At 68.4% G+C, this 23989-nt stretch carries 18 protein-coding genes; 8 read left to right on the top strand and 10 right to left on the bottom strand.

Annotation, left to right across the window (positions count from 1 at the left end; translation table 11 throughout):
* Positions 1–28: 28 nt before the first annotated feature.
* The gene (locus ACAM55_RS00210; protein ID WP_369654142.1) at positions 29–2290 is read right to left on the bottom strand and encodes a PhoX family phosphatase; all 2262 of its coding nucleotides are present in this window, start codon (positions 2288–2290) and stop codon (positions 29–31) included.
* 218 nt (positions 2291–2508) lie between these two features.
* Positions 2509–3657 carry a murein transglycosylase A gene (locus ACAM55_RS00205; RefSeq protein WP_369654141.1) on the bottom strand — a complete coding sequence of 383 codons (1149 nt, stop codon included), beginning with the start codon at positions 3655–3657 and terminating at the stop codon, positions 2509–2511.
* Between ACAM55_RS00205 and ACAM55_RS00200 the strand changes: the two genes are divergently transcribed.
* The 3 genes from ACAM55_RS00200 (at position 3656) to ACAM55_RS00190 (ending at position 5347) form a co-directional block, all read left to right on the top strand.
* Complete coding sequence (locus ACAM55_RS00200; protein WP_369654140.1) at positions 3656–3820, top strand: hypothetical protein; 165 nt, start codon at positions 3656–3658, stop codon at positions 3818–3820. The genes ACAM55_RS00205 and ACAM55_RS00200 overlap by 2 nt on opposite strands.
* Before the next feature lie 195 nt (positions 3821–4015).
* Positions 4016–4675, top strand: coding sequence for an OmpA family protein (locus ACAM55_RS00195; protein WP_093020439.1), 660 nt, complete (start codon positions 4016–4018; stop codon positions 4673–4675).
* 108 nt (positions 4676–4783) lie between these two features.
* Positions 4784–5347, top strand: a complete 564-nt coding sequence (locus ACAM55_RS00190) for an OmpA family protein (protein WP_369654139.1) — start codon at positions 4784–4786, stop codon at positions 5345–5347.
* A gap of 117 nt (positions 5348–5464) precedes the next feature.
* Here the strand turns inward: ACAM55_RS00190 and ACAM55_RS00185 are convergent, their stop codons facing one another.
* From ACAM55_RS00185 to ACAM55_RS00170, 4 genes are read right to left on the bottom strand one after another with little or no spacing between them, the layout of a single operon-like run.
* Positions 5465–6091 (bottom strand): response regulator transcription factor, encoded by a 627-nt coding sequence (locus tag ACAM55_RS00185; protein ID WP_369654138.1) that lies wholly within the window; start codon positions 6089–6091, stop codon positions 5465–5467.
* Positions 6092–6128: 37 nt separating this feature from the next.
* Entirely contained in the window at positions 6129–8177 is a 2049-nt protein-coding gene (locus ACAM55_RS00180) for a nitrogen regulation protein NR(II) (RefSeq protein WP_369654137.1), read from the bottom strand.
* A 2-nt stretch (positions 8178–8179) separates the two neighbouring features.
* Positions 8180–8995 (bottom strand): carbon-nitrogen hydrolase family protein, encoded by an 816-nt coding sequence (locus ACAM55_RS00175; protein WP_369654136.1) that lies wholly within the window; start codon positions 8993–8995, stop codon positions 8180–8182.
* The gene (locus ACAM55_RS00170; protein WP_369654135.1) at positions 8992–13194 is read right to left on the bottom strand and encodes a YhdP family protein; all 4203 of its coding nucleotides are present in this window, start codon (positions 13192–13194) and stop codon (positions 8992–8994) included. The genes ACAM55_RS00175 and ACAM55_RS00170 overlap by 4 nt, the downstream gene beginning before the upstream one ends.
* Before the next feature lie 25 nt (positions 13195–13219).
* On the opposite strand from ACAM55_RS00170, the gene glnE reads away from it, so the two are divergent.
* Positions 13220–16012: a bifunctional [glutamate--ammonia ligase]-adenylyl-L-tyrosine phosphorylase/[glutamate--ammonia-ligase] adenylyltransferase gene (gene glnE, locus ACAM55_RS00165; protein WP_369654134.1), complete on the top strand. Its 2793-nt coding sequence runs from the start codon at positions 13220–13222 to the stop codon at positions 16010–16012.
* A complete protein-coding gene (locus ACAM55_RS00160; RefSeq protein ID WP_369654133.1) occupies positions 16005–17156 on the top strand; it encodes a septal ring lytic transglycosylase RlpA family protein in 1152 nt (383 codons plus the stop codon). The genes glnE and ACAM55_RS00160 overlap by 8 nt, the downstream gene beginning before the upstream one ends.
* A 6-nt stretch (positions 17157–17162) precedes the next feature.
* On the opposite strand, the gene ACAM55_RS00155 is transcribed toward ACAM55_RS00160, so the two are convergent.
* From ACAM55_RS00155 to ACAM55_RS00145, 3 genes are all read right to left on the bottom strand, one after another.
* Complete coding sequence (locus ACAM55_RS00155) at positions 17163–17624, bottom strand: carboxymuconolactone decarboxylase family protein (RefSeq protein WP_369654132.1); 462 nt, start codon at positions 17622–17624, stop codon at positions 17163–17165.
* Between the two features lie 89 nt (positions 17625–17713).
* The gene (locus ACAM55_RS00150) at positions 17714–18595 is read right to left on the bottom strand and encodes an RNA polymerase sigma-70 factor (protein WP_369654131.1); all 882 of its coding nucleotides are present in this window, start codon (positions 18593–18595) and stop codon (positions 17714–17716) included.
* 80 nt (positions 18596–18675) lie between these two features.
* Positions 18676–19533, bottom strand: coding sequence for a ferritin-like domain-containing protein (locus tag ACAM55_RS00145; RefSeq protein ID WP_369654130.1), 858 nt, complete (start codon positions 19531–19533; stop codon positions 18676–18678).
* Between the two features lie 129 nt (positions 19534–19662).
* On the opposite strand from ACAM55_RS00145, the gene ACAM55_RS00140 reads away from it, so the two are divergent.
* Positions 19663–20304, top strand: a complete 642-nt coding sequence (locus tag ACAM55_RS00140; RefSeq protein WP_369654129.1) for a glutathione peroxidase — start codon at positions 19663–19665, stop codon at positions 20302–20304.
* Between the two features lie 291 nt (positions 20305–20595).
* Here the strand turns inward: ACAM55_RS00140 and ACAM55_RS00135 are convergent, their stop codons facing one another.
* Positions 20596–21207 carry a glutathione S-transferase N-terminal domain-containing protein gene (locus tag ACAM55_RS00135; RefSeq protein WP_369654128.1) on the bottom strand — a complete coding sequence of 204 codons (612 nt, stop codon included), beginning with the start codon at positions 21205–21207 and terminating at the stop codon, positions 20596–20598.
* Positions 21208–21326: 119 nt separating this feature from the next.
* Between ACAM55_RS00135 and purB the strand changes: the two genes are divergently transcribed.
* Both purB and ACAM55_RS00125 read left to right on the top strand, forming a co-directional pair.
* On the top strand, positions 21327–22706 hold the full coding sequence (gene purB, locus ACAM55_RS00130; RefSeq protein WP_369654127.1) for an adenylosuccinate lyase: 1380 nt from the start codon (positions 21327–21329) through the stop codon (positions 22704–22706).
* A 130-nt stretch (positions 22707–22836) separates the two neighbouring features.
* The gene (locus ACAM55_RS00125; protein ID WP_369654126.1) at positions 22837–23970 is read left to right on the top strand and encodes a PepSY-associated TM helix domain-containing protein; all 1134 of its coding nucleotides are present in this window, start codon (positions 22837–22839) and stop codon (positions 23968–23970) included.
* Positions 23971–23989 lie beyond the last annotated feature (19 nt).

Raw genomic sequence — 23989 nt, 5'->3', positions numbered from 1 at the left:
CGGGAGTCCCTGCGCTGAGGGCTTTCTCTTAGAGGCCGATCAGCCCGCCGTCATCCTTGGTGATGACGACCGTGGCCGAGCGCGGACGGGCGCTGCCGCCCTGCGGCCAGTGGCTGCCGAACTTGGTCGGATCGCTGATGTTCGCTGCGGCGGTTGTTTCGCCCGGGTGCTGGATGTTGACGAACAGCGCGCGGCCGTCGCCCGATTCGGCGATGCCGGTGATTTCGCAGTCCTTCGGGCCGACGAGGAAGCGGCGCAGGCCGTCGGTGCCGGGCGCCTTGCCGACGAAGGTGGCTTGGGTGCGGGTGGTGGCGCCGTCGACGTTGGTGATCGTCTTCGCGCCACCGTCGCCGAGCTTGCCCGGCAGCGCGGCCAGCAGCATGCAGTTGGTCACGTCGGTGTAGGCGCCGTCGTCCGTCTCCAGCCAGAGCAGGCCAGCCGTGGCGTGGCTGAACCACATGCCGTCCGGGCTGGAGAAGTCGTTGTCGGCGCTCAGTTGCGACACGTTGATGTCGGCCGAGGCCGTGGAGCGCGCGCCGAACAGGTACACGTCCCACTTGAAGGTGAGCGCGGCAGGGTTGGCGCCGTCGTCCGCAAAGCGCACGATGTGGCCGTTCGGGTTGCCGGTCTGCGCGGTGGCGGACGGTCCCTTGGGGTCGTTGTAGTAGCGCGGATTGGCACCGTCGGTCGCGGTGATCGGGCGCGAACTGGCGTTGGTGTTGGTGAGCGTGACGTACACGTCGCCCGTCTTCGGGTTGACGGCGGTCCACTCGGGGCGGTCCATCTTGGTCGCGCCGGCAACGTCGGCCGCGAGGCGCACGTTGACCACGACATCGGCCGCGTCGGCAAAGGGGTAGGTTGCGTTGCCGGAGGTGATGCCGTTCACGCCCAGGGAAAGTTCCAGCCAGTTGCCGCTGCCGTCGGCGTTGAAGCGCGCCACGTAGAGCTTGCCGTCGTCCATGTACTTGTCGCCGGCCGCGATGCCACCGCCGATGTCGGCCGCGTCCCAGGCCTTGGTGGAGACGAACTTGTAGATGTACTCGTTGCGCGAGTCGTCGCCCATGTACCAGACCAGCGGCTTGCCGACCACGACCGGGCCGAGGCAGGCGCCTTCGTGGCCGAAGCGGCCGAGCGCAGTGCGCTTCTTGGGCGTGCTGGCCGGGTTGAAGGGATCGATCTCGACCACCCAGCCGTAGGTGTTGGCACCGTTGCGGAAATCGTCGGTGGCGGTGGCGCCGACCACCTGGGTGTTCCAGCGGCCATAGATGCTGTCGGCCGTGTCGGGCGTGACGGTGGCCCACAGTTCGCGGCCGGTGCTCGAAACGCCGTAGCGGGTGAACGAAGTGATTTCCTTCGCACTGCGGTTGGGGTTGTCGGTGGCGGCAATGCGGCGGAAATACCCGGCCCAGTTCTCCTCGCAGGTCAGGTAGGTGCCCCAGGGCGTGGTGCCGTTGGCGCAGTTGTTGAGCGTTCCGCGGGTCTTGCTGCCGTCCGTCGAGTACTTGGTCTTCAGGTAGTCGGTCTTGGCGGCCGGACCCGAGAACGTCATTTCGGTGAGCGTGTGAACGCGGCGGTTGAAGCTCGAGTCCTGCTTGTAGCTCCAGCTGTTGCCGCTCTTGTTGACCTCGATCACGCTCACGCCGTGCAGGTAGAACTCGCGCAGCACTTCGTCTGCCACGGTGCGGACCGCCGCATTGCCCGTGCCGACGATGGTCTGGCCGGTGGGATGCAGGAACAGCGGCGTGATGGCTTCGTGGTTCATCGCGAGCAGGCCGCGCGTGGCGCTGGCCGGCTCCCACTTGTTCGAGGCGCCCATGCCGAAGAAGGTCATGCCGTCGTGGTGGTCGCCGGCACGGCGGTCATAGGTGGCGGGGGCGTCGGTACCGTCGTTGGCATAGGCCGGCACGCCGGCGGCAATCGGGTCGCCCAGGCGGTAGAGCACGCTGGCGGTGTAGCCGGCGGGCACGCTCACCACGTCGTCCAGGCTCTTGGCCACGGCACTGAAGTTGAGCTTCAGGGGTGTCGGAGCCGGTGCGGGCGCGGGGGGCGGCGGGGCCGGTGGAGCGGGAGCCGGTGCGGGGGGCAGCACGGGGAAGGCGGCGCCGCCTCCACCGCCGCCGCCGCACGCTTGCAGCAGCGCCGTGCTGGCTGTGCCCACACCCAGGCCGAACAGCTGACGCCGGCTCAGGCGCGACGCGACCAGGTCATTGAAGGACGGGTTCGCCGTGGGGTTGGTGCCGATGTCGTCGAGATCGATCGAAGGATCGTCGCTGCGGGAGTTTGCGGTCATGCGCAATGTCTTTCGTGGGTTGAACAAGAAATCAACCCGCGAAGGTAGGTACTTCGCATGACACCCGCGTGAAACGCTCAGCTTCCAGTCAGATTTGGCTCCCCCAGTCTTCGCGCACTTCGTGTCGCTACGCCAACCCCCTGCCGGGGGCGACACCAGCGGCCCGGCAGAGCCGGTTCCGCGGTGTTCCTGGAAAGGAATACCGTCCTCCTCTCCCTTCAGGGCGCGGGCAACTGCCTTGGCCAGAGGGCCCAGAGGCGCAGGGACTGGTTCATGCTCGCGGCAAGGCGGCCGGCGTCGGCGCCGGTGCCGGCGAAGTAGTCGGCGCGCACGGCACCGAGGATGGCGCTGCCGGTGTCCTGCGCCACCACCAGTTTCTGCAATTGCGCCGCGGGCCCGCTCGACGCGAGCCATACCGGCGTGCCGTACGGGATGCTCTCGCGGTCGACCGCGATGGAGCGCCCCGCCGTCAGCGGCACGCCTTGCGCGCCGCGCGGGCCGAAGGCCGCATCGACCTCGCTCATGGTCTCTTCGCGGAAGAACACGTAGCGCGGATTGCTCCACAACAGCTGAGACACGCGCTGCGGGTTCTGCGCCGCCCACGCCTTGGTGTCGTCGGGCCACTTGCCGACCTTGGCCACGCCCTGCGAGATCAGCCATTGCTGAACGCTCTTGTAGGGCTGCTCGTTGGTGGCCGAGAACGCCACGCGCACGGTGCGCTGCACGCCGTTGGCTTCGGTGATGCGAAGCCGCCCGGAACCCTGGATGTGCAGCATGAGCGCGTCGATGGGGTCGGCCATCCACGCGATCTCGCGGCCGCGCAAGGCCGCCTGCGCCTCGGGCAGGGTTTCGATTTCCTGGCGGGTGTACCAGGGGCGGCGCGGCACCAGTCCTTCGGGCGCCTGGTAGATCGGAACGCTGAAGGTGGCCGTGGGCACGCGCGAGGCCTCGTACACCGGTTCGTAGTAGCTCGTGAGTTTGCCTTCGCTCGAACCCGCGAGCGACTCGATCCGGTAGGGCTGGAGCCTCTCCGTCATCCACTGCCTCTGTTCTTCGGGCGTGGCAATGGCCAGCTGGCGCACGTCGCGGCACAGCGGCGCAAAGGCGGCGTTGGGCCGGGCGCAGTTGGCGAGCAGCGCAATCCAGGCTTCGTGCAGCGGGTCGTCGCCGAAACCCGGCAGTTCCGACCAGCCCACCGGCACCCATCGGCTCTTGGGATGCGCGAGCGAGCCGGTCAGCGGACCGAGGTCGCGCGGGGGCGTGGCGGCGGGGCGTGCCGGTGTGTCAGGCACGCGCGGCCCGACCGAGCAGCCGGCCAGCGTTGCTACGATCGCGAGCCCAACCAGCCACTGGAGTCCATTTCTCATGGGTTTGATTTTGCTTGAAGCCCTCGGGGCCGGGCTCGTGTTCATATTGATCGTCTGGTGGACCATGTTTTCGGGTCGAAGGAAGGGCGAGCTGCACGATGAGGACGAGGCCCCCGATGACGGCAACGGCCCCGCGGAAAAGAATCCGCCGCCGAAACCGTGAATTCCTTGCGTAGCCCAAAGTCGGCGCGGGGTGTCGGAAAACAGGCTATTAGCTATTACTTTAGTAGCAATCATCGCAGTATTCACGGGACTTTGCAGAATGTTTTGCTCTTTCCTCCAAGACAGGAAGGCCGTACCATCGCGTGCTCGCCGACGCTAAGCTGTCCCGCCTGATTCAACCTTGAAAGGGATTGCCATGAAAAAGTTCGTACTCGCCACCACCGCCGCTGCTCTCGTCCTGTCCGGATGTGCCGGCGGCATGACCGACACCCAACGCAACACCGGCATCGGCGCCGGCATTGGCGCACTGGGCGGCGCGGCCATCGGTTCTGCCACCGGCGGCAACCGCGGTGCCATCGGCACCGGTGCGGTGGTCGGGGCCGCAGCCGGCGCGCTGGGCGGCTACCTGTGGTCGCAGCGCATGGAAAACCAGAAGCGCCAGATGGAAGCCGCCACCCAGGGCACCGGCGTGGCCGTGACGCAAACCCCGAACAACGAGCTCAAGCTCCAGATCCCGAGTGACGTGTCCTTCGACGTCGGCCGTTCGAACATCAAGTCCAACTTCGCGCCGGTGCTCGACCAGTTCGCGAGCGGCCTGCGCAACAACCCGAATGCCGAGGTGCGCATCATCGGCCACACCGACAGCACTGGCTCGGACGCGATCAACAACCCGCTGTCGGTCGACCGCGCCGCGAGCACGCGCGACTACCTGGTGGCGCGCGGCGTGAGCGCGGCGGCTTTCCGCATCGAAGGCCGCGGCTCGCACGAACCGATTGCCGACAACAACAGCGACGGCGGCCGGGCGCAGAACCGCCGCGTCGAAATCTACGTGGGCGAGCGCGCGCCACGAGGCTGACCGGACATCGACAGATAAAAAGACAGATCAAAAAAGAACAAGCCGGCCGGGGTGGGAGCGGCCGGCGCTCATCGCCATCGTTTCAATGTCAATTCAGAGGGAAAACTCATGAGGAAGTTTGTTGTTTCGGGTGCGGCTGCGGCCGCATTGTTCGTTGTGGGGTGCGCCTCGCAATCCCCCGCGCCGGGGTCGGCCGCCGCGCCGGCTGCACAGGCGGCCGCACCAGCCAACAGCTGGACCGCGCGCCTGGCCTCGCTCAAGACCGAGCTCGAAAACTCGACCAAGGGCACGGGCGTGGTGATCGAGCAGACCACGGACAACCAGCTGCACCTCGTGATTCCCAATGAACTCTCTTTCGACGTGGGCCGTGCCAACGTGAAGCGCAACCTCGCCCAGGTGCTGGACAAGGCGGCCGAAGGCCTGCGCAGCGCCACCGCAGCCAGCGTGCGCGTGGTCGGCCACACCGACAACACCGGCAGCGAAGAAGGCAACGAGCGCCTCTCGGTGAGCCGCGCCGACAGCGTGCGCAACCACCTGGTGGGCCGTGGCGTCTCGACGACGGCCATCACCACCGACGGCCGCGGCTCGCGCGAACCCCTGGCCGACAACAGCACGCCGGCCGGCCGTGCCCAGAACCGCCGCGTCGAGATCTTCGTCGCGGAAAAAGGCTGACCCCCCAGTCTTCGCGCACTTCGTGTCGCTTTGCCAGCCCCCTTCCAGGGGGCAACACCAGCGGCCCGGCAAAGCCGGTTCCGCGGTGTTCACACGCAAGACCGAAGCTCGGGATGCCTAGAGATCCCGCAGGCGGTTGGCCAGCTCGACCGCCGATTTCACTTCCATCTTGTCGAACACGCGCGCGCGGTGGACCTCCACCGTGCGCACGCTGATCGCCAGCTGATCGGCAATCAGCTTGTTGGGCAATCCCTCGACCACGAGCCGCATCACGTCGCGCTCGCGCTCGGTCAGTTCGGCGATCCGGCCGGCCAGGCTGCGCTGCGCACGCTGGATTTCCAGCGCCCGGAGCGAGGCACTCAGCGCCTGCTCGATGCGGTCGACCAGCGCGTTGTCGGAAAACGGCTTCTCGCAAAAATCGAAGGCCCCGCGCTTCACCGCGTCCACCGCGGTCGGCACGTCGGCATGGCCCGTCAGGAAGATCACCGGCATGGCGTCCAGGAGGCCGCGTTCCGCGAGCCGGTCGAAAAGCACCAGGCCGCTGGTGCCGGGCATCCGCACATCCAGCAACAGGCACAGCGGCTGCTCGGGCAGCGGACCGTCGGCCAGGCGCTGCTCGAAAGCTTCGGCGCTCGCGAAGTGCTCGCTCTCGAGGCGGCGCGAGCGCAGCAGCCAGGCCAGCGCCTCGCGCACGCTGGCGTCGTCGTCCACGATGAAGATGAGACCGTCGATCAGCGGTTGCATATCAATTCCAAAAACGAGCGCGAAGCCTGGGGGTGAGTCATGTACTCGGCAGGGTAAACCGGAACACGGTGCCCCGGGGGCTGTTGGGCTCGAACATGAGCACGCCGCCATGCTGCTCCACCACCGTGCGGCACAGGCTGAGGCCGAGCCCCATGCCGTCGGCCCGCGTGGTGAAAAAAGGCGTGAAGAGGCGGCCCGCCACCTCTTCGCTGATGCCGCTGCCGAAGTCGGCCACCGAAAACTCGAGCCAGCGCCGCGCGTCCTCAGCGCCCGGGCCGCCGACGGCCACCACGCGCGCCACGCGCAGCCGCAGGATGCGCTCGCCGGCATTGTCCGCGGTGTCCATCGCCTGCATCGCATTGCGCGCCAGGTTCAGCAGCACCTGTTCGACCAGCGTGCGGTCGCACATGGCCTTGGGCAAGCCGTCTTCGAGCGCTACCTCGATGCTCACGCCCAGCTTGCGCGCCTGCAGCCGCACCAGCGGCAGCACCGCGTCGATCAGCGCCTGCGGTGCCGCGGCCTCGCGCGTACGGTCGCGCCGGCGCACGAAGTCGTGCACGCTGCGGATCACCTGGCCGGCACGGTCGGCCTGCTCGGCAATGCGCCGCACCGCCATGGCCACCTCGGCCTGCTCGCCCTTGGCGTGCGGGCCCAGCATGTTGAGCGACCCGGTCGCATAGCTGGCAATGGCAGCCAGCGGCTGCGTGAGCTCATGGCTCAGCAGCGAGGCCATTTCGCCGACGGTGGCGAGCCGCGCGCTGGCCTGCAGGCGCTCCTGGCTGGCCCGTGAAAGTTCTTCGACGCGGCGCTGCTCGCTGATGTCGATGAAGGCGCTCATCCAGCCGGTTTGCACGCGCTGCGCGTTGATCAGCGGAGCTTCGAAGATGAGCACCGGAAATCGCGTGCCGTCCTTGCGCATGAAGACCGACTCGAAGCCTTCGCGCGGCGGCATGCCACCCGCCAGGCGCCGGGCCTGCCGCTGCTGGTATTCGTGCGCCAGCTCGGTCGGCCAGTAGGGAGCCTCGATCGATTCGCCGCTCCCGGCCATCAGCTCCTCGGGACTGAAGCCGACCATTTCGCAGAACGCGGGATTCACGTAGGTGATGCGCCCCTGCAGGTCGCGTGCGCGCAGGCCGGTGATGACCGAATCTTCCATCGCCTTGCGGAAGGCGAGCGCATCGGCCAGGTCGCGCTCGGCGCGCAGCCGGCGGCGCGTATCGCGTGCCAGCAGCACCAGCACGGACACCAGCGCGATGGAAATGGCCGTGACCAGCGCGGTCAGCACGTTGGGGAAAAGATCGGGCGCGGCGCGCCAGCCGTCGACGCGCAGCATCAGCGCGGCACCGGGCAGGTCGATCAGCTGCTGCGAGGTGAAGACGCGCGTCCCCGTTCGGCGCGAAGTGCCGAGCGCCACCAGGCGCGTGCCGTCGGCTTCGGTGAATGCCACTTCCTGGCCGCGCGTGAGCGTGGGGCCGACCAGCTCGATGAGCGTGTCGCGCAGCGAGTAGCTGGCCACGAGGAAACCGCCCGCGTCGATGGGCAGGCAGAGCTCCATCACCTCGACACCACCCCCGCCGAGGATCGGCACGTAGTGGCTCGGCGAATAGGCCGGCGCGCCGAGCTTGCGCGCGGCCGCGCAGGCCAGCGCCACGTCCGACTGGTCGGGCCCGCGGCTCTCCTCGCCGATCAGCCGCATGCGGTAGGGCGTGTTGACGGCCTCCAGCGGACGCAGCGCGGCGTCGCGCCACTCGAGCCGCAGCCATTCGCGGTGCTCGCGCAGCAGGCCGGCCGCGGCTTCGGGCCAGTGCGTGCGGTCCAGCCCGGAGGCCTGCGTGGCACGCAGGCTCTGGGCATTGCGCTGCAGGCCGTTGCGCAGGTCGGAAACCGCATCGGCAGTGTCGCGGTCGAGTGCCGCCTGCACCTGTTCGACCTCGTGCCGCCCCGCGAGCCACACCACGGTGATCAGCAAGGCCGACACCAGGACGGCCAGGATCAGCCAGAGAAACCAGCGCTGCCACAGCGAACGCATGCGCGCGAAGGCGGACAGCGCCCACCGCGGCGGTGCGACTTGCAAGACATCCTCCATCGCTAGAGTACGCGGTGCGAGAGAACCGGCAGCTGGGCGCGCATGCGCTCGATCTGCCCGGCATCCAGGTCGAACAGCACCACGCCTTCGTCGCTGGCCTGCTGCGCCACCACCGTGCCCCAGGGGTCGACCACCATCGACTGGCCCCAGGTCTGGCGGCCGTTCTCGTGCGTGCCGCCCTGCGCGGGCGCCACTACCCAGGCCAGGTTCTCGATGGCGCGGGCACGCAGCAGCACCTCCCAGTGCGCGGCGCCCGTGGTGCGGGTGAAGGCACTGGGCACCAGCAGCAGCTCGGCGCCCTGCCTGGCCAGCGCGCGGTAGAGCTCGGGAAAGCGCAGGTCGTAGCAGACGCTCATGCCCACCCGCCAGCGGTGCCCGTCGCGGGAAGGCAGGTCGAACACCACGGGCGTGGCGCCCGGTGCGATCACGCGGCGCTCGTCGTAGCGCTCGGTGCCGTTGTCGAAATAGAACAGGTGGATCTTGTCGTAGCGCGCCACGCACTGGCCGTCGGGCGAATAGCACAGCGAGCTGTTGAAGACGTGCTCGGCATCGGCAGTCTCGATGGGCAGCGTGCCGCCGACGATCCAGAGCCCGAACTCGCGCGCCGCATCGGCAAGAAAGCCCTGCACGGCGCCGGCGCCGGCGGTTTCGCGCAGGCCCAGCTTGTCGGTGTCGCGCGCGCCCATCATGCAGAAATACTCGGGCAGCACCGCCAGCTCGGCGCCGGTCTCGGCGGCTTGGGCGAGCAGGCCGTGGGCGCGCGCGAGGTTGGCTTCGCGGGCGATGGCCGAGACCATCTGGATGGCTGCGACTTTCATTGCGTGGTCTCCGTTTTCTTGCCTGCGCCGCCCGCGGCCGGCGCGGGAAGGGCCGAGGCGTTCGGCAGGATGGATCGTGGCACCTTGGCGATCTTGGGGTCGGCCCAGGTGCCTTCGATGTGGAACTCCTGCGTGGCGGCGGTGGCGAGCGGCTTGCTCAGCACCCACTGCGCGAGGAAGGTGCCCAGCCCGATCGCCGGGTTGATGGCGGTGGCCACCAGCGCGGCGGTGCCGGCATTGATTTCGGGCACCACCACCACGCGCAGGTCTTGCGTCTCGCGCACGATGTCGGCCGAGCCATCCATCAGCGCAGCGGCGTTGACGCCCTTCATCTGCAGGTTGTTGGTGCTCGCGATGCCGTTGGTGATTCTCGCGTCGCCGCGGATGAAGTCGAAGGCGAAGCCCTGGCTGAACACATCGCGGAAATCCAGCGTGAGCCGGCGCGGCAGCGCCTGCAGGCTCAGCACCCCGAGCAGCTTGGCAAGGCCCGGGTCGGCCTTGAGGAACTGGCCCGATTCGACGTTGACCTGGATCTGGCCGCCCAGGCTCGGGTAGTCGAGCGAGAACGGCGAGCCGCGCCAGTGGACGTCGCCCTCGAGCCGTCCGCTGCCGCGCCGCAGGACCCCGGGCATGCCAAAGCGCGTGAGCAGGTTGCCGGCGTCCGCGATGTCGAGCGTGAAGGTCATGGCCGTGCGCCGCCGCTCGGACCGCCCAGGCGTGGTGACCGAGCTCGCGGCCCAGGTGCCCTTGGCCGTGAAGTTCGCCTCGGGCATGGTGAAGCTCAGTTTGTTGAGCAGCCACTCGCGGCCCGCGCCGCCGCGGTTGACGGCGTCGATTTCGGCGCGGCCCAGGCGCTTGCCCAGCAGCTCGAAATCATCGACGACGATGTCGAGCGCGGGCAGCGTGCCCGGCTCCTCGTCGAGCAGCGCTTCGACCTGCGTGGCCTCGGCCGGCGCGATCTTGAGCCGCGCGAGCCGCGCATAGAGCCGGCCGGCCTGCGCGTGGCGGTACTCGGCGTAGCCGCTGAGTTCTGTGGCGTCGATGTTGGCACGCCAGAGCGTGCCTTCGCGCGTGCCGCCGAGCACCACGTTGTGCAACGTGCGGCCCGCAATGCCGAGTTGCTGCGCGCGCACCGCGAGGCGCGTGGGCACGTAGCCCATGGCCGCGTCCTCGGTGCCGCCCGGCGCCTCCGCCGCACCGGCGCTGGTGCCCGTCTCGCCCACCAGGGCTTGCCATGCGGGCATGTCGAGCTTGGCAACGTTCACGTTGGCCAGCACGCCCCTGTCGGGCACGCTGGCGGTTTCGCCCGGTGCCAGGCCGATGGCGACGCTTCCGCGCAGCACCCGCGCATCGGCGCCCGAAATGTCGCGCACATACTGGACCGCGCCAATGCGGCCGAGTTCCATCGAGAGCTGGTCCTGCACCGCGACGGCAACACCCGCGCGGGTTTCGCGCTGCAACACCTTCTTCTCGATGCGCAGGGGCATCTGCTCGTCGGCCGTCTTCACCAGGGGCGCGGGCAACTGCAGGGCCATGCCTTGCAGCGTGCTGGTGAGAGAAAACTCGGGTGCGCCGTCGCGCATCGAGAAGGTGGCCGCGTAGGGCGTGCTGCCGCTGGCCTTGGCCGCGATCCGGGTGAGCCACTCGGCCTCGCGCGCGCCGCGCAGGCCCTCGGCCGTGGCCGTGCCCTGCGCCTTCAGTGCCACTTCGCGGTTGGCACCGGCGAAGCGGCCGCGGCCCTCGAGGCGGACGTCGCCGCCCAGCAGCCGGGCCTGGACGCCGGCCAGCGAAAAACCTGTTTCGGTAAAGCTGACCGTGCCCTTGGCCTGGGTGAATGACGGCGCTTCGGGCGCGAATTGCAGTTCGTTGTCGGACAGCACGATGCTGGCCTGGACCTTGGCCGCGTCCAAGGCGGCAAGCGGCAGTTCGAGGTGCAGGCGGTAGTCGGCCACGCCGGTGGCGCGCGCGCGGGACAGCGCCTCGCCGGTTTCGCCGGCCAGCGGGGCCCCCACGCGCAGCAGTTCACCGAGCGAGCCCTTGGCCTGGGCATCGACGCGCAGCAGCGAGGCATGGTGCGACATGTCGGCGATCTGGGCCTCGGCCTTGGTCACCTCGATGCCGGATGCGCCGGCCAGCCGCCCGCGCGCATTGCGCACCAGCATGCCCGCGCGCTCGAACACCAGCTCACCCGAGAGCCCGGTGAGCGGCGGCCAGACCGGCGTCGGCGCACCGGTGCGGACAGCGGAGGCCGCAGCCTTCGATGCCGTCGACGCGGCAATGGCCGACGTGGGCGGCACGTAGGCGTAGTTGACGTCGGCCACCTTGGCCACGATGCGGAACTCGCCCTTCTTGGGGTCCATGAAAGGCATGTCGTGCAGGTCCCCGCGCACGCGGAAATCGACGCTGCTGGCCGTGCCCTTGGTGACCGCATTGCGCACGTAGTCGCGCGTGTGCTGGGGGATTTCGAGCGGCAGGTAGCGGAACACGCGCGTTCCGTCGGCGCGCGTCAACTTGCCCTGCAGGTCGAGCACGCCAGGGTAGCGCGCGCGCCCGGACGACACGGCCGGGTCGCTGGTGCGCCAGCTGGCTTCGGCCTCTCCCTCGGCATCGGTGTTGGCGAAGCGCAGCTTGGAGACCTGCAGCTGCGCGTTGCCCTTGTCGAGCTTCCACTGGAGCTGGGCGGCGAGCCGGTCGATCGGAATCACCGGCTCTTCGAATACGCCAGGAAATTCGAGCGTGCCCTGGGCCAGCGACAGTGCCGCGGTGCCGCCGGCGTGGGTGGCCTCGAACTCGACCGTGGCGCCGCTCACGCCGGGCGAGCCGGCATGCGGGCGTTGCGGGGCCGCGGCCGTGCCGCCCGCTGTGTTGCCGGCAGCGGGTGCGGCTGCGGCTGCGGCGGTTTGCGGCGCCCCCGGCTGCGAGGCGACGCGCAGGCCGCTGACCCGCCCCTTGGCCTGGTAGCGCTCCGGCGCGCCCAGCGAGCCCTGCCAATTCAGGTCGATGCGCTCGACCAGCCCGCGCGGCGCATAGGCATCGAGTACGCGGTGCGTGGCATCGCCCAGCGGCAGGCGGTCGGCAATGAGGGCCAGCGCGGCCAGGTCGAGCCGGTCGGCGCGCAATGCGCCGTGCTCGGGCGTGCGGCCCTGCGCGGGCGAGTGCTGCAGCCACAGGTTGCCGCCGGGCCAGCGCATGCCGTCGGCGGTGTCGAACTGCAGCGCGGCGGTCGAGAACTCGAAGGTTTCTTCGTTCAGCTGGCCGGCGAGCCGCCCGGTCACCGAACGCAGCACCAGCGGCTGGAGGCCGCCGCCCAGCGAGGCGTCGATGCGGTTGAGGCCCAGGTCCGCCGCGCCGCCCACGATCTGGCCTTTCTTCATGTCGGCCCAAAGGCGCAGTGCGCCGTTGCCTTCGCGGATGCGCGCGTCGATGGAGATATAGCGGCCGAGGCGGGTGACGTCCATGTACGGTAGGTCGGCGTAGATCTGGCCGTCCCACGTCTGCCAGCGGCCGGAGCGCACCGACAGCAGCGGCTGGCGGAACTGGCCGCGCAGGGTGAAACGCTCGCCCCATCCAGCCGGCGGCGTGGCGTCGAGCCTGAGGCCATGGCGCCGGGCGGTATTGCGCGCCACGAAGCGCACGTCGCTCAGCAGCAGGGGCTCGGTCTGGCGCTGCTCGTCGGTCCAGCGCACCGTCCCGCCTTCGACGACCAGCTCGCGCTGGGCAAAAAACCAGTCGGCGGCGCGGGTCTCTCCGGTGGTGTCGGTGTCCATGTGGAGGCCGGCCACGTGCAGCTTGCCGAACACGTCGCGGCGCACGTCGACCTGCGGCCCCTCGATGTAGAGCTGCTCGAAGTTGAGGCGCCACAAAGAACGCGGCGAGACGCTCGCCACCACCCGCACGAGGCGCAGGGCTTCCCGCTTCTGGGCATCGTGCAGGACCACGTCGCGCAATTCGAAGACGGGAAAGAGGCTGTCCGAACGGGCGGTGATCGACCCGATGCGCACGGGTACCCCGATGGCCTTGCTGGCTTGCGCCTCGAGCGCGCCACGGTAATCGCCGATTCGCGGCACAATCCACGCGTGTAGGACAACCACTGACAGTGCCAGCAGAAGCCATGCAGCGATCAGTAAACCCAACAGCCAGCGCGCCGTCGCAGCGGTGATCTTGAGCAGACGTGAAGGGGAAGACGCCGTGTCGTTCATTGAGGATCGCGCTGTGTCAGGAATTATGACCGCCAGCACTCAGAGGGGTTCCACGGAAACCGATATCAGCGTGAACCAGTTGCCAGCCACGCCGCCGACCGCGATCGAGGTCGCGTTTTCTTCTTACTCGCGCTTCGTTCAGCGCCTGCGCCGCAGGTATGCGGCGGAGCTTGCATTGCTTCCTCCTGGCGCGCCGCTGCGCGAGTCGATGTCAAAGGCCTACGAGGCATTGCGCGAACGCGGGGACGGCGTCGGCGATGCGCTGCGAATTGTGCGACAGCTGGTGATGGAGCGGCTTGTAACGCTCGATTGCGATGCCCAGGCGCCGCTGGCCGTGGTGACCACCGCCGTGACCGAGCTCGCCGAATTCGCGCTCGATGTCGCCTGCCGCGACGCCTGCCAGGAGCTCGACGCCACCCATGGCGCACCGCTCGGCCCCGAAGGCCAGCGCGCGCAGCTCTGGGTGGTGGGCATGGGCAAGCTTGGCGCGCGCGAGCTCAATGTGTCGAGCGACATCGACCTGATCTACCTGTACGACCTGGACGGCGAAACCCGCGGCGACGCCGACGGCCGCGGCCGCCTCTCGAACCAGGAGTACTTTTCCCGCGCCGTGAAGCGCATCTATGCGCTGGTGGGCGACATCACCGAGCACGGCTTCGTGTTCCGAGTCGACCTGGCGCTGCGGCCGAACGGCAATTCGGGGCCGAGCGTGGTGTCGCTCGACGCCCTCGACGAGTATTTTCAGGTGCAGGGCCGCGAGTGGGAGCGCTTTGCCTGGATGAAGAGCCGGGTGGTGGCGCCGCGCGACGTCATTTCGGAAGGGCTCGCGCAGAGCCTGCGCGCCACGGTGCTGCCGTTCGTGTTCCGCCGCTACCTCGACTACAGCGTGTTCGACTCGCTGCGCACGCTGCACCGGCAGATCCGCGAGCAGTCGGCACGGCGCAGCGCGGGACGGCCCGAGCGCGCCAACGACGTCAAGCTGTCGCGCGGGGGCATCCGCGAAATCGAATTCACGGTGCAGCTGCTGCAGGTGGTGCGCGGCGGGCAGTTTCCCGAGCTGCGCACCCGTCCGACGCTCGATGCCTTGCAGCGCGTTGCGCGTGCCGGCCTGATGCCGCAGGAAACCGCCGATGCGTTGGCCGCGGCCTATGAATTCCTGCGCCGCGTGGAGCACCGCATCCAGTACCTGGACGACCAGCAGACCCACGTGCTGCCGGTGGCCGACGACGATCTGCGCTGGATCGCGCAGACCATGGGCTATGCCGACTGCTGCCCCTTTCTCGAGCAGCTCGACACGCACCGCGAGCTGGTCGCGCAGGAATTCGACAAGCTGCTCGGCGGCGTAAAGCCCTGCAACGGCAAGTGCAACGGCAAGAAGGCGGCCGCGCCCGCCGACCTGGCCGATCTGCTGGACGAGCTGCCGCCCGCCTTTGCCGCGCGCATCGGCAACTGGTGCGAGCAGCCCCGTGTCCTGGCGCTGCGCGAAGAAACGCGGGCGCGGCTGCGCCAGCTGGTGCAGCGCACCGGCCAATGGCTGAAGGAACCCGATGGCGACGGCCCCGGACAAACGCCGCGCCACGTGGACGCCGCCTTGCGCTGGGCCGATTGGATCGAGCCGCTGCTGCGGCGCGAGAGCTATGTGGCGCTGCTGGTCGAGCGTCCGGCCGTGCAGGAGCGGCTGCTGCGGCTCCTGGGCGCCGCGAAGTGGCCGGCGCGCTATCTGATGCAGCACCCGGGTGTCATCGACGAGCTCGCGAGCGACGAAATGCTGTCGGGCCGCTTCGTGGCGGCGGAATTCGAGCGCGAGCTCGAAGCGCGCCATGCCTCGCTCAGCCGGACCGGCGAAGCCGACGAGGAACGCCTGCTCAACCTGCTGCGCCACGCCCACCATGCCGAGGTGTTCCGCACGCTGGCGCGCGACGTGGACGGCCGGCTCACCGTGGAGCAGGTGGCCGACGACCTGAGCGCGCTGGCCGACACCACGCTGCGCGTGACCGCCCGCTGGTGCTGGCCGCACGTGCGCAACCGCCACCGCGAGATGCCGCAGTTCGCGATCATCGGCTACGGCAAGCTCGGCGGCAAAGAGCTGGGCTACGGCAGCGACCTGGACATCGTGTTCGTCTACGAGGACGACGACGAGCGCGCGGGCGAGGTCTATGCGGCCTATGTGCGCAAGCTGATCAACTGGCTCACCGTGAAGACGCGCGAGGGCGACCTGTTCGAGATCGACACCGCCCTGCGGCCGAACGGCAACTCGGGCCTGCTGACGACCACCTTCGAAGCCTACGAGCGCTACCAGCTCGGGCGCGGCAGCAACACGGCGTGGACCTGGGAGCACCAGGCCATGACGCGCGCTCGTTTTGTGCTCGGCAGCGCCGAACTGGGCGCGCGCTTCGACCGGGTGCGAGAGGCCGTGATCGTGTCGCCGCGCGACCGCGAGGCGCTGAAGGCCGAGATCATCGCGATGCGCGAGAAGGTGAGCGGTGCACGGCCGGTGAAGGCCGACCGCTTCGACGTCAAGCACAGCCCGGGCGGCATGGTGGACGCCGAGTTCGCGGTGCAGTTCCTGGTGCTGTCGGAGTCGGCCGGGCACCGGGAACTCATTCCCAACGTAGGCAACATCGCACTGTTGGTGCGCGCGGAAGAAGCCGGCCTGCTGCCCACCACCGTGGGCCGCAATGCGGCCGCGGCCTATCGCGAGCTGCGCCGCGTGCAGCATCGCGCGCGGCTCAACGAAGAGCCGACGCAGGTCACCCCGCCCGCATTGGCCCAGGAGCGCGACGCCATGCTGGCGCTGTGGAAGGCGGTATTTGGCTGACAGCGCCCGCACCCGCGCCGCATCGGCGATGGCCGCCTGCGCGGTGGCTGTCGCCGTTCTTCTCGCCGGCTGCGCGAGCGGCCCGCGCAGCGGTGGCGGCGCTTTCGGCGGCCGCGACGGCCCCGGCACCAGCATTCCCCCGGACCTGGACCGCGTGCCCGATGCCGAGCCCCGCGTCGAAGCCATCCGCAACAGCGGCGGCACCAGCAAACCCTACACGGTGCTGGGCCGAGCCTATCAGCCGATCACCGACGACCGGCCGTTCCGAGAATCGGGCATCGCCTCGTGGTACGGCCGCAAGTTCCACAGCGCATCGACCGCGAGCGGCGAGCCCTATGACATGTACGCCATGACGGCCGCGCACAAGACATTGCCGCTGCCCAGCTATGTGCGCGTGCGCAACCCGGCCAACGGGCGAGAGGCGATCGTCCGAGTGAACGACCGCGGGCCGTTCGTCGACGGCCGCATCATCGACCTGAGCTACACGGCGGCGCTCAAGCTCGACCTGCTGCGCGGCGTGGCGCCGGTGGAGATCGAACGCATCACGAACGAAGACATCCGCACCGGGGCGTGGCGGCGCGATTCCGGGACGGCGTATGCCTCGGCGGCCCCGGCTGCGCAGCCGCCGCGCACGACGGCGGCTGCGGCGGTGCCGGTTCCCTCGGCATGGGTCGCGCCGGTGGCCATGGATGCACCGGCTGCGTCGACGATGCCGGTCGCGCCGCAGACCGCGATGGCGCCGATGCCAGCGGCGGAGCCCCCGGCGCGGGCGATGCCACCCGCACCGGAGGCCGCACCGCCCCGGCAGATCGAGGTTGCCGAGCTGCCGCCCATGGTGCCCATTGCCCCGACTGCGCCATCCGGACCCATGGCTCGTTCGACGGCTGCGCCCTCTTCCAACGGCGCAACGGCGGGCTTCTGGGTGCAGCTTGGCGCGTTCCGCGAGCGCGACGGTGCACAGAACCTGCTGAGCGAGGCCGCGCGCGGCCTGCCCACGCTGGCACCGCAACTGCGCGTGTTCAGCGAAGCCGGCACGCACCGCCTGCAGGCCGGGCCCTTCCCCTCGCGCACGGCGGCCGGCGAGGCCGTCACGCAGCTGCGCGAGAGCCTGCGCATCGCGCCGATGGTGGTGGAACGGCGCTGAGTAATCTCAGTCGATCGCCTTGGCGGCGACAGGCATGCGCATGCCGACGTTGATGCGGTTCCAGGTGTTGATCTGCGCAACGGCGACGGTGAGTTCGGCGATCTCGACGTCGCTGAACTGCGCCTTCAGGGCGGCGAACTCGGTTTCGCGTTCGTCGTGGTCGTCGGCCAGCCGCGTGAGCGATTCGGCCCAGGCGAGCGCCGCGCGTTCGCGCTCGTTGAAGAAGCTCACTTCGCGCCAGGTGGCCAGGCTGTTGATGCGCTGCCATCCTTCGCCCTGCTTGCGCAGGTCGCGCACGTGCATGTCCAGGCAGTAGGCGCAGCCGTTGATCTGCGAGACGCGGGCGAAGACGAAATCGAGCACCGTCTTGCCGACAGTGCTCGAGTCGATGCTGGCGCTGACGGCCAGGATGGCTTCGAAGGTCTTGGGGATGGTCTTGAACCAGTTCAGGCGGGGGGTCGTGTTCATGAAAATGCTCCAGTGGATTGGGTTGTCAGAATCTGCTTCCTACCCACTGAAGACGGGAGAGCCACCGGCCCTGTGACACTCCGCGCGAACTATTTCGAAGAAAAAAGCCGCGCGATGCGCGCGAGCTTGTCCGGGTTGCGCTGTGCGCGGATGCGCACGATGCGCTCGCCCTCGATCTCGAAGGTCTGCGCCGATTCGAGTTGCCCGTCGACAAAGCGCAGCAGCCCGGGCTCGCCGTTGATCTCCACCAGCTCCATGCGCACCGAGGCGCCCATGCGGCGCCAGAGCGCGTAGTAGAGCTGCGCCAGCCGCTGGCTGCCGCGCAGGATCTTGCTGAAGCTCTGTACCTTGCCACCGCCGTCGCCGATGAGCTCGACATCTTCCGCCATGAGCGCCTTCAGCTCGTGCAGGCTGCCACGCGCAGCCGCATCGGCAAAGGCGCGCAGCAGGCGCTGGTGGGTTTCGCGCGGCACCTGGAAGCGCGGGCGCGCCTCCTGCACCTGCGCCTTGGCGCGGTGCACCAGTTGCCGGCAGGCCGCCTCGCTCTTGCCGAGGGTGCGGGCCACTTCCTCGTAGTCGGCGTCGAACACCTCGCGCAGCAGGAAGGCGGCACGCGCCTCGGGCGTCAGCCGCTCCAGCACGGCCAGAAAAGCGACCGACACGTTGTCGGCGCGTTCGAGCAACTGCTCCGGAGTGTCGGGCGCATCGGTCAGCGTCGGTTCGGGCATCCACGCGCCGATGTAGTGCTCGCGCTGGACCTTGGCGGCGCGCAGCCGATCGATCGAAAGGCGCGTGACGACGGTCACCAGCCAGGCTTCGGCGCTGTCGAAACCGGCCTTGTCGGCCTCGTGCCAGCGCAGCCAGGCGTCCTGCACCACCTCTTCGGCCTCCGCCACGGAGCCGAGCATGCGGTACGCGATGCCCTGAAGGCGTCGGCGGTGGCTGTCGAAAGTGAGGGTGGCGTCGTCCATGTCCGGCTAGACGGCTGGCAGTGTGCCTTTGTGACACGACTGCCGGTCATTTGGCCGAATCACCAGGAAACGACCCGCTGCTATGCGCCCTGGTATTCGGGTTGGGGGCCGAGGGATGCGGCCAATTCCTTGCGGTAGCGATTGAGCTCCTGCACGGTCTTGAAGCTGCGGTTCATCAAGAGGCTCAGGTTGTGCAGGATGCGCTCGCCGACCTTGCTTTCCCAGACGGCATCGAACTTGATCTGCTTGTCGAGCCAGTGCTCGAGCCAGTCCGGGTCGGGCATCCGGCTCTGGATGGTGTCGTTCGGGAACAGCGCCTTGTTGACGTGCAGGTTGGTCGGGTGCAGCGCCTGGGCGGTGCGGCGCGCGCTGGCCATCAGCACGCCGACCTTGGTGAATGCCGCCCGGGCCTCGTCGCCGAACTTTTCCATGGCGCGCTTCATGTAGCGCAGGTAGGCGCCACCGTGGCGCGCCTCGTCCTGGCTCAGCGTGGTGTAGATGTGCTTGATGACCGGCTCGGTGTGCCACTGGGCCGCACGGCGGTACCAGTGATTGAGGCGGATTTCGCCGCAGAAATGCAGCATGAGGGTTTCGAGCGGGGGGGCCGGGTCGAAGTCGAAGCGCACTTCGTGCAGTTCCTGCTCGGTGGGCGCATGCTGGGGGCTGAAGCGCTTGAGGTATTCCATCAGCACCAGCGAGTGCTTCTGCTCCTCGAAGAACCAGATCGACATGAAAGCCGAAAAGTCGCTATCGTGACGGTTGTCGCGCAGGAACATCTCGGTGGCCGGCAACGCCGCCCACTCGGTGATGGCGTTCATCTTGATGGTTTGCGCCTGTTCTTCGGACAGCAGCGAAGCATCGAACGACTGCCAGGGAATGTCCTTGTCCATGTCCCAGCGGACAGATTCGAGTTGTCTGAAGAGTTCCGGATAAAGCATCAAAATCTTTCTAAGGCCGCCGATTTTAGTCGGCCCGTTTGGCGCGCCGGTGACAGACGCGCGATGATGCGAATATGCGCTGCCTTGCGGCACGGATTCACACCCCCCATTTTTGTATCAGGAGCCCCCATGCGAACCCCCTCCCGATTGTCGGCGCCCAGGCGCTGCACTCCGGCCGCCGCACTGGCCGCATGCCTGTTTGCCCTCGGGACGGCGGGTGCGCAGACCCCATCCGCAGCCCCTGCCGCAGCGGCGTCCGCCGCCCCTGCCGACGGCGTTGCCACCGCCTGCCCCGCAACCCTGCAACACACCTTTCCGCGGCTGCAGGACGAAAAACCCCAGGATTTGTGCCAGTACTCCGGAAAAGTGGTGCTGGTGGTGAATACCGCGAGCTTCTGCGGCTTTACCCCGCAATACAAGGGCCTGGAAGCGCTGGACAGCAAATATCGCTCGCGCGGCCTGGTGGTGCTGGGCTTTCCCTCGAACGATTTCTCGCAGGAATCGGGCTCCAACAAGGAAATTGCCGAATTTTGCGAAAGCACCTTCGGCGTGAAGTTTCCGATGTTCGCCAAATCCTCGGTGCGCGGCGCCAACGCCAACCCGCTGTTCAAGCAGCTGGCGCTGGCCTCCGGCACCACGCCGAAGTGGAACTTCTACAAATACCTCATCGGGCGGGACGGCAAGGTGGTCCAGGCCTGGTCGAGCATGACGGCGCCGGACGAGGCGGCCTTCGTGAAGGTCATCGAGAGCCAGCTGGCCGCGTCGCATTGAGCCCACCGGGCGCGCAAACCAGTCGTCACAAACGTTTACCACTGGGGCGGGAACCGGGCTGGCACACTGTGCTCATATCGAGCGTGGGCAGCCAATGCCCTCCGGTTTCATGTTGCGAGGTCTTCTGGGCGTCTTGTCTGGTTGAAATCCCGAGGCGATTCTTCTCCTCCTCCCTCCCTCCCTCCTTCGCGTCGGGGCGCCTCGCAGCATTTTTGTATTTCCCTCAGGGGCGGGGCGCGGCGCGGCAACACAGGCGCCCTGAAACGAAAAAGGCGCCAGAGGCGCCTTTTTTCATGGTTGGGTGTCGACGAAGCTGGGCCGAAGCATCAGCTTGTCGTACAGCTTTGCCAGGTTGGAGTGCTGGCCGCGCCAGTCGATCTCGGGGAAGCGCAGCCCGACCCAGCCCAGCGCGCAGCCCACGGCGATATCGGACAGGCTCAGGTGGATACCGCTGCAAAAGGGCTTGTCGCTCAGCCCCTTGGCCATGGCGGCGATGCCGCCTTCGACCTTGGCGCGCTGGCGTTCGATCCAGGCCGTGCTGCGCTCGCCATCGCTGCGGCCGGTCCACGTGGACTCCAGGCGCCAGAGCACGCCGGCATCCATGACACCGTCGGCCAAGGCCTCCCAGGTCTTGACTTCGGCACGCTCGCGGCCCTGCTGCGGAATGAGCTTGCCCACGGGCGACAGGGTGTCGAGGTATTCGACGATGACGCGCGAATCGAACATCGCATCGCCGCCTTCCATGATGAGGCAGGGCACCTTCCCGAGCGGGTTGGAGTGGGCGATGGTGGTGTCGGCAGCCCAGACATCTTCGATCACGAACTGGTAGTCGAGCCGCTTTTCGGCCAGCACCACGCGCACCTTGCGCACATAAGGGCTGGCGGCCGATCCGATCAGTTTCATGAAAGCTCTCTCCCTAGGCTTTGATTTACGTTTATTCAACTTCATTTTAGGGGAACGCCAAAAGGGCGGCTTCGATCTGTCGCGAACGCACGTCGGCGCGGGCCGCCTAAAATTCGGGCATGAGCTTCTCCACCGTCTCCGCCCTCTCCCCACTTGACGGCCGCTATGCGGCCAAACTTGCGGCACTGCGCCCGCTGATGAGCGAACAGGGCTATATGCACCGGCGCGTGCAGGTCGAAGTGGCGTGGTTCATTGCGCTGTCCGACTGCGGCTTTGCCGAATTCAAGCCGCTCACGGGCGGCGCCCGCAAATACCTGCTGGGCCTGGTGGCCCACTTTTCGGAGGCCGACGCGCTGGCCATCAAGGAAATCGAGAAGACCACCAACCACGACGTGAAAGCCGTCGAATACTGGATCAAGTCCAAGTTCGACGCCCGGCCGGAACTGCTGGCCGCCGCCGAATTCGTTCACTTCGCCTGCACCAGCGAAGACATCAACAACACCAGCCATGCGCTGCAGATCCAGGCCGCGCGCGAAAAAGTGATGCTGCCGGCGATCGACGGGCTGATTGCCAAGCTGCGCGAGATGTCGCACCAGTTCGCAGGCGTGTCGATGCTGTCGCGCACGCACGGCCAGACCGCCAGCCCCACCACCGTGGGCAAGGAAATCGCCAACGTGGCGGTGCGGCTCTCGAAGGCGCGCGCGCAGATTGCCTCGGTGCAGCTGCTCGGCAAGATGAACGGCGCCGTGGGCAACTACAACGCCCACCTCGCGGCCTGGCCCGATTTCGACTGGGAGGCGTTCAGCCGCAAGGTGATCGAAACGCCCGCGCCCCTCGGCCTGGGCCTCGCCTTCCAGCCCTACAGCATCCAGATCGAGCCGCACGACTACATGGCCGAGCTGTTCGACGCCGTGGCGCGCACCAACACCATCCTGATCGACTTCTCGCGCGACATCTGGGGCTACGTGAGCCTGGGCTACTTCAAGCAGCGGCTCAAGAAGGGCGAGATCGGCTCCTCGACGATGCCGCACAAGGTCAACCCCATCGACTTCGAGAACGCCGAAGGCAACCTGGGCCTCGCCAACGCGGTGCTGCGCCACCTGAGCGAGAAGCTGCCGATCAGCCGCTGGCAGCGCGACCTGACCGACAGCACGGTGCTGCGCAACATCGGCGTGGCCTTCGGCTATGCCACGCTGGCCTACGCGAGCCTGGCCACTGGCCTGGGCAAGCTGGAGCTCAACGAGGAAGCGCTGGCCGAAGACCTCGACGCTTCGTGGGAAGTGCTGGCCGAGCCGATCCAGACCGTGATGCGCCGCTTTGGCGTGCAGGGCGCCTACGAGCAACTCAAGGAAGTGACGCGCGGCAAGACGGTGACAGCCGAGGCGCTGCACGGGCTGATCCGCTCGCTCGAGATTCCCCAGGCGGAAAAAGAAAGGCTCCTCGCCATGACGCCCGCGAGCTACGTGGGCAAGGCCGCGGAGCTCGCCAGTAGAATCTGAGGCTTCCCGCACCGACGTGCCGGCCGCCTGAAGGCGGCTGCCTGCGTCGCTTCACGCCCCTCTTCAGCCAACGCGCCGTCCCCGGCGCGCCAGCCAACAACCTGACGGGGCTCCCAAGTCCCTGTTGTTCATGCTGCGCGCGCCCCTCCGACGCCTCTGGCTCAAGGTTCACCGCTGGATCGGCCTCTCGCTCGGGCCGGTACTTGCCCTCACGGCGCTGCTCGGCGCGGTGCTGGTGGTGGCCTTGCCGATCGACCGCTACGCGCATCCCGCGCTCTTCGTCGCCCGCAGCGCGGCCGATGCGGCGCCCGCGTTGCCGCTCGAGCCGCTGCGCCAGCGCATCGTGGCCGAGTTCGGCCCCGACACCAACTTCACGCTGCGACCGCCGCGCAACCCCGGCGAGACGCTGTGGGTGTATGTACGCGGGCCTTGGGAAGGCACGCTTTACCTCGACCCCGCCAACGGCGCGGAGCAAGGCCGGCGCGGGTCGCACGAGGGCGCCTACAACCTGCTTTTCGAGCTGCACAGCAGCCTGCTGCTGGACGACACGGGCAAGGGCATCCTGGCCTTCGTGGCGCTGGCCTACCTGTTCCTGCTGCTCACCGGCGTGGTGCTCTGGTGGCCCACGCGCTGGCCGCCGTCGCTGCGCATTTCGCTCGACCGCGGCCTGCTGCGCGGGCTGTTCGACCTGCACCGCACCGGCGGCGCCGTGCTCGGGCTGCTGATTGCGGTGTCGGTCTTCACGGGCGCCTACATGGCATGGCGGCCATTGGGCAACTTCATTTCCGCCGCCATGGGCCAGGAGCCCATCAAGCCGCCCACGGTTCCCAAGGGCACGGCGGCAGGGCCCCGGCTTTCGCTCGACGAACTGGTCGCCCGCGCGCAAAACGTGTTCCCGGGCCAGCCGATCGGCTATGTGCAGGTGCCCGCCAGGCCGAACCGTCCCATGCGGGTGCGCTTCCGGCTGGCCGACGATCCGCATCCGAACGGCATCAGCTCGGTGTGGCTGCATCCGCTGACCGGCGAGGTGCTGGCCGTGCGCCGCTGGCAAGACCTCGACGCCGGCAACGGCGCGGTGGTGGTGATCTATCCGCTGCACACCGGCGTATTGGGCGGGCCGGTCCACCAGGCGGTCGTCGCGCTGCTGGGCCTGGCACTCAGCGGCCTGGGGCTGAGCGGCATCTGGCTCTGGTGGCGGCGGCGCGCCGTGGCCGCCGCGGCCCGCGGCACCGCGCTTTCCGACAGCAACCGCACGACGTCCTGAACCGGGCGTTTGCTGCGGT

This window comes from Variovorax sp. V213 (genome assembly GCF_041154455.1).
Classification (GTDB): Bacteria; Pseudomonadota; Gammaproteobacteria; order Burkholderiales; family Burkholderiaceae_C; genus Variovorax.
This window is presented reverse-complemented; position numbering and strand designations above follow the sequence as displayed.

Coding starts and splice junctions, on each gene's coding strand:
- ACAM55_RS00210 (WP_369654142.1), bottom strand. CDS start 2,290: ATGACCGCAAACTCCCGCAGCGACGATCCTTCGATCGATCTCGACGAC.
- ACAM55_RS00200 (WP_369654140.1), top strand. CDS start 3,656: ATGGGTTTGATTTTGCTTGAAGCCCTCGGGGCCGGGCTCGTGTTCATA.
- ACAM55_RS00205 (WP_369654141.1), bottom strand. CDS start 3,657: ATGAGAAATGGACTCCAGTGGCTGGTTGGGCTCGCGATCGTAGCAACG.
- ACAM55_RS00195 (WP_093020439.1), top strand. CDS start 4,016: ATGAAAAAGTTCGTACTCGCCACCACCGCCGCTGCTCTCGTCCTGTCC.
- ACAM55_RS00190 (WP_369654139.1), top strand. CDS start 4,784: ATGAGGAAGTTTGTTGTTTCGGGTGCGGCTGCGGCCGCATTGTTCGTT.
- ACAM55_RS00185 (WP_369654138.1), bottom strand. CDS start 6,091: ATGCAACCGCTGATCGACGGTCTCATCTTCATCGTGGACGACGACGCC.
- ACAM55_RS00180 (WP_369654137.1), bottom strand. CDS start 8,177: ATGGAGGATGTCTTGCAAGTCGCACCGCCGCGGTGGGCGCTGTCCGCC.
- ACAM55_RS00175 (WP_369654136.1), bottom strand. CDS start 8,995: ATGAAAGTCGCAGCCATCCAGATGGTCTCGGCCATCGCCCGCGAAGCC.
- ACAM55_RS00170 (WP_369654135.1), bottom strand. CDS start 13,194: ATGAACGACACGGCGTCTTCCCCTTCACGTCTGCTCAAGATCACCGCT.
- glnE (WP_369654134.1), top strand. CDS start 13,220: ATGACCGCCAGCACTCAGAGGGGTTCCACGGAAACCGATATCAGCGTG.
- ACAM55_RS00155 (WP_369654132.1), bottom strand. CDS start 17,624: ATGAACACGACCCCCCGCCTGAACTGGTTCAAGACCATCCCCAAGACC.
- ACAM55_RS00150 (WP_369654131.1), bottom strand. CDS start 18,595: ATGGACGACGCCACCCTCACTTTCGACAGCCACCGCCGACGCCTTCAG.
- ACAM55_RS00145 (WP_369654130.1), bottom strand. CDS start 19,533: ATGCTTTATCCGGAACTCTTCAGACAACTCGAATCTGTCCGCTGGGAC.
- ACAM55_RS00140 (WP_369654129.1), top strand. CDS start 19,663: ATGCGAACCCCCTCCCGATTGTCGGCGCCCAGGCGCTGCACTCCGGCC.
- ACAM55_RS00135 (WP_369654128.1), bottom strand. CDS start 21,207: ATGAAACTGATCGGATCGGCCGCCAGCCCTTATGTGCGCAAGGTGCGC.
- purB (WP_369654127.1), top strand. CDS start 21,327: ATGAGCTTCTCCACCGTCTCCGCCCTCTCCCCACTTGACGGCCGCTAT.
- ACAM55_RS00125 (WP_369654126.1), top strand. CDS start 22,837: ATGCTGCGCGCGCCCCTCCGACGCCTCTGGCTCAAGGTTCACCGCTGG.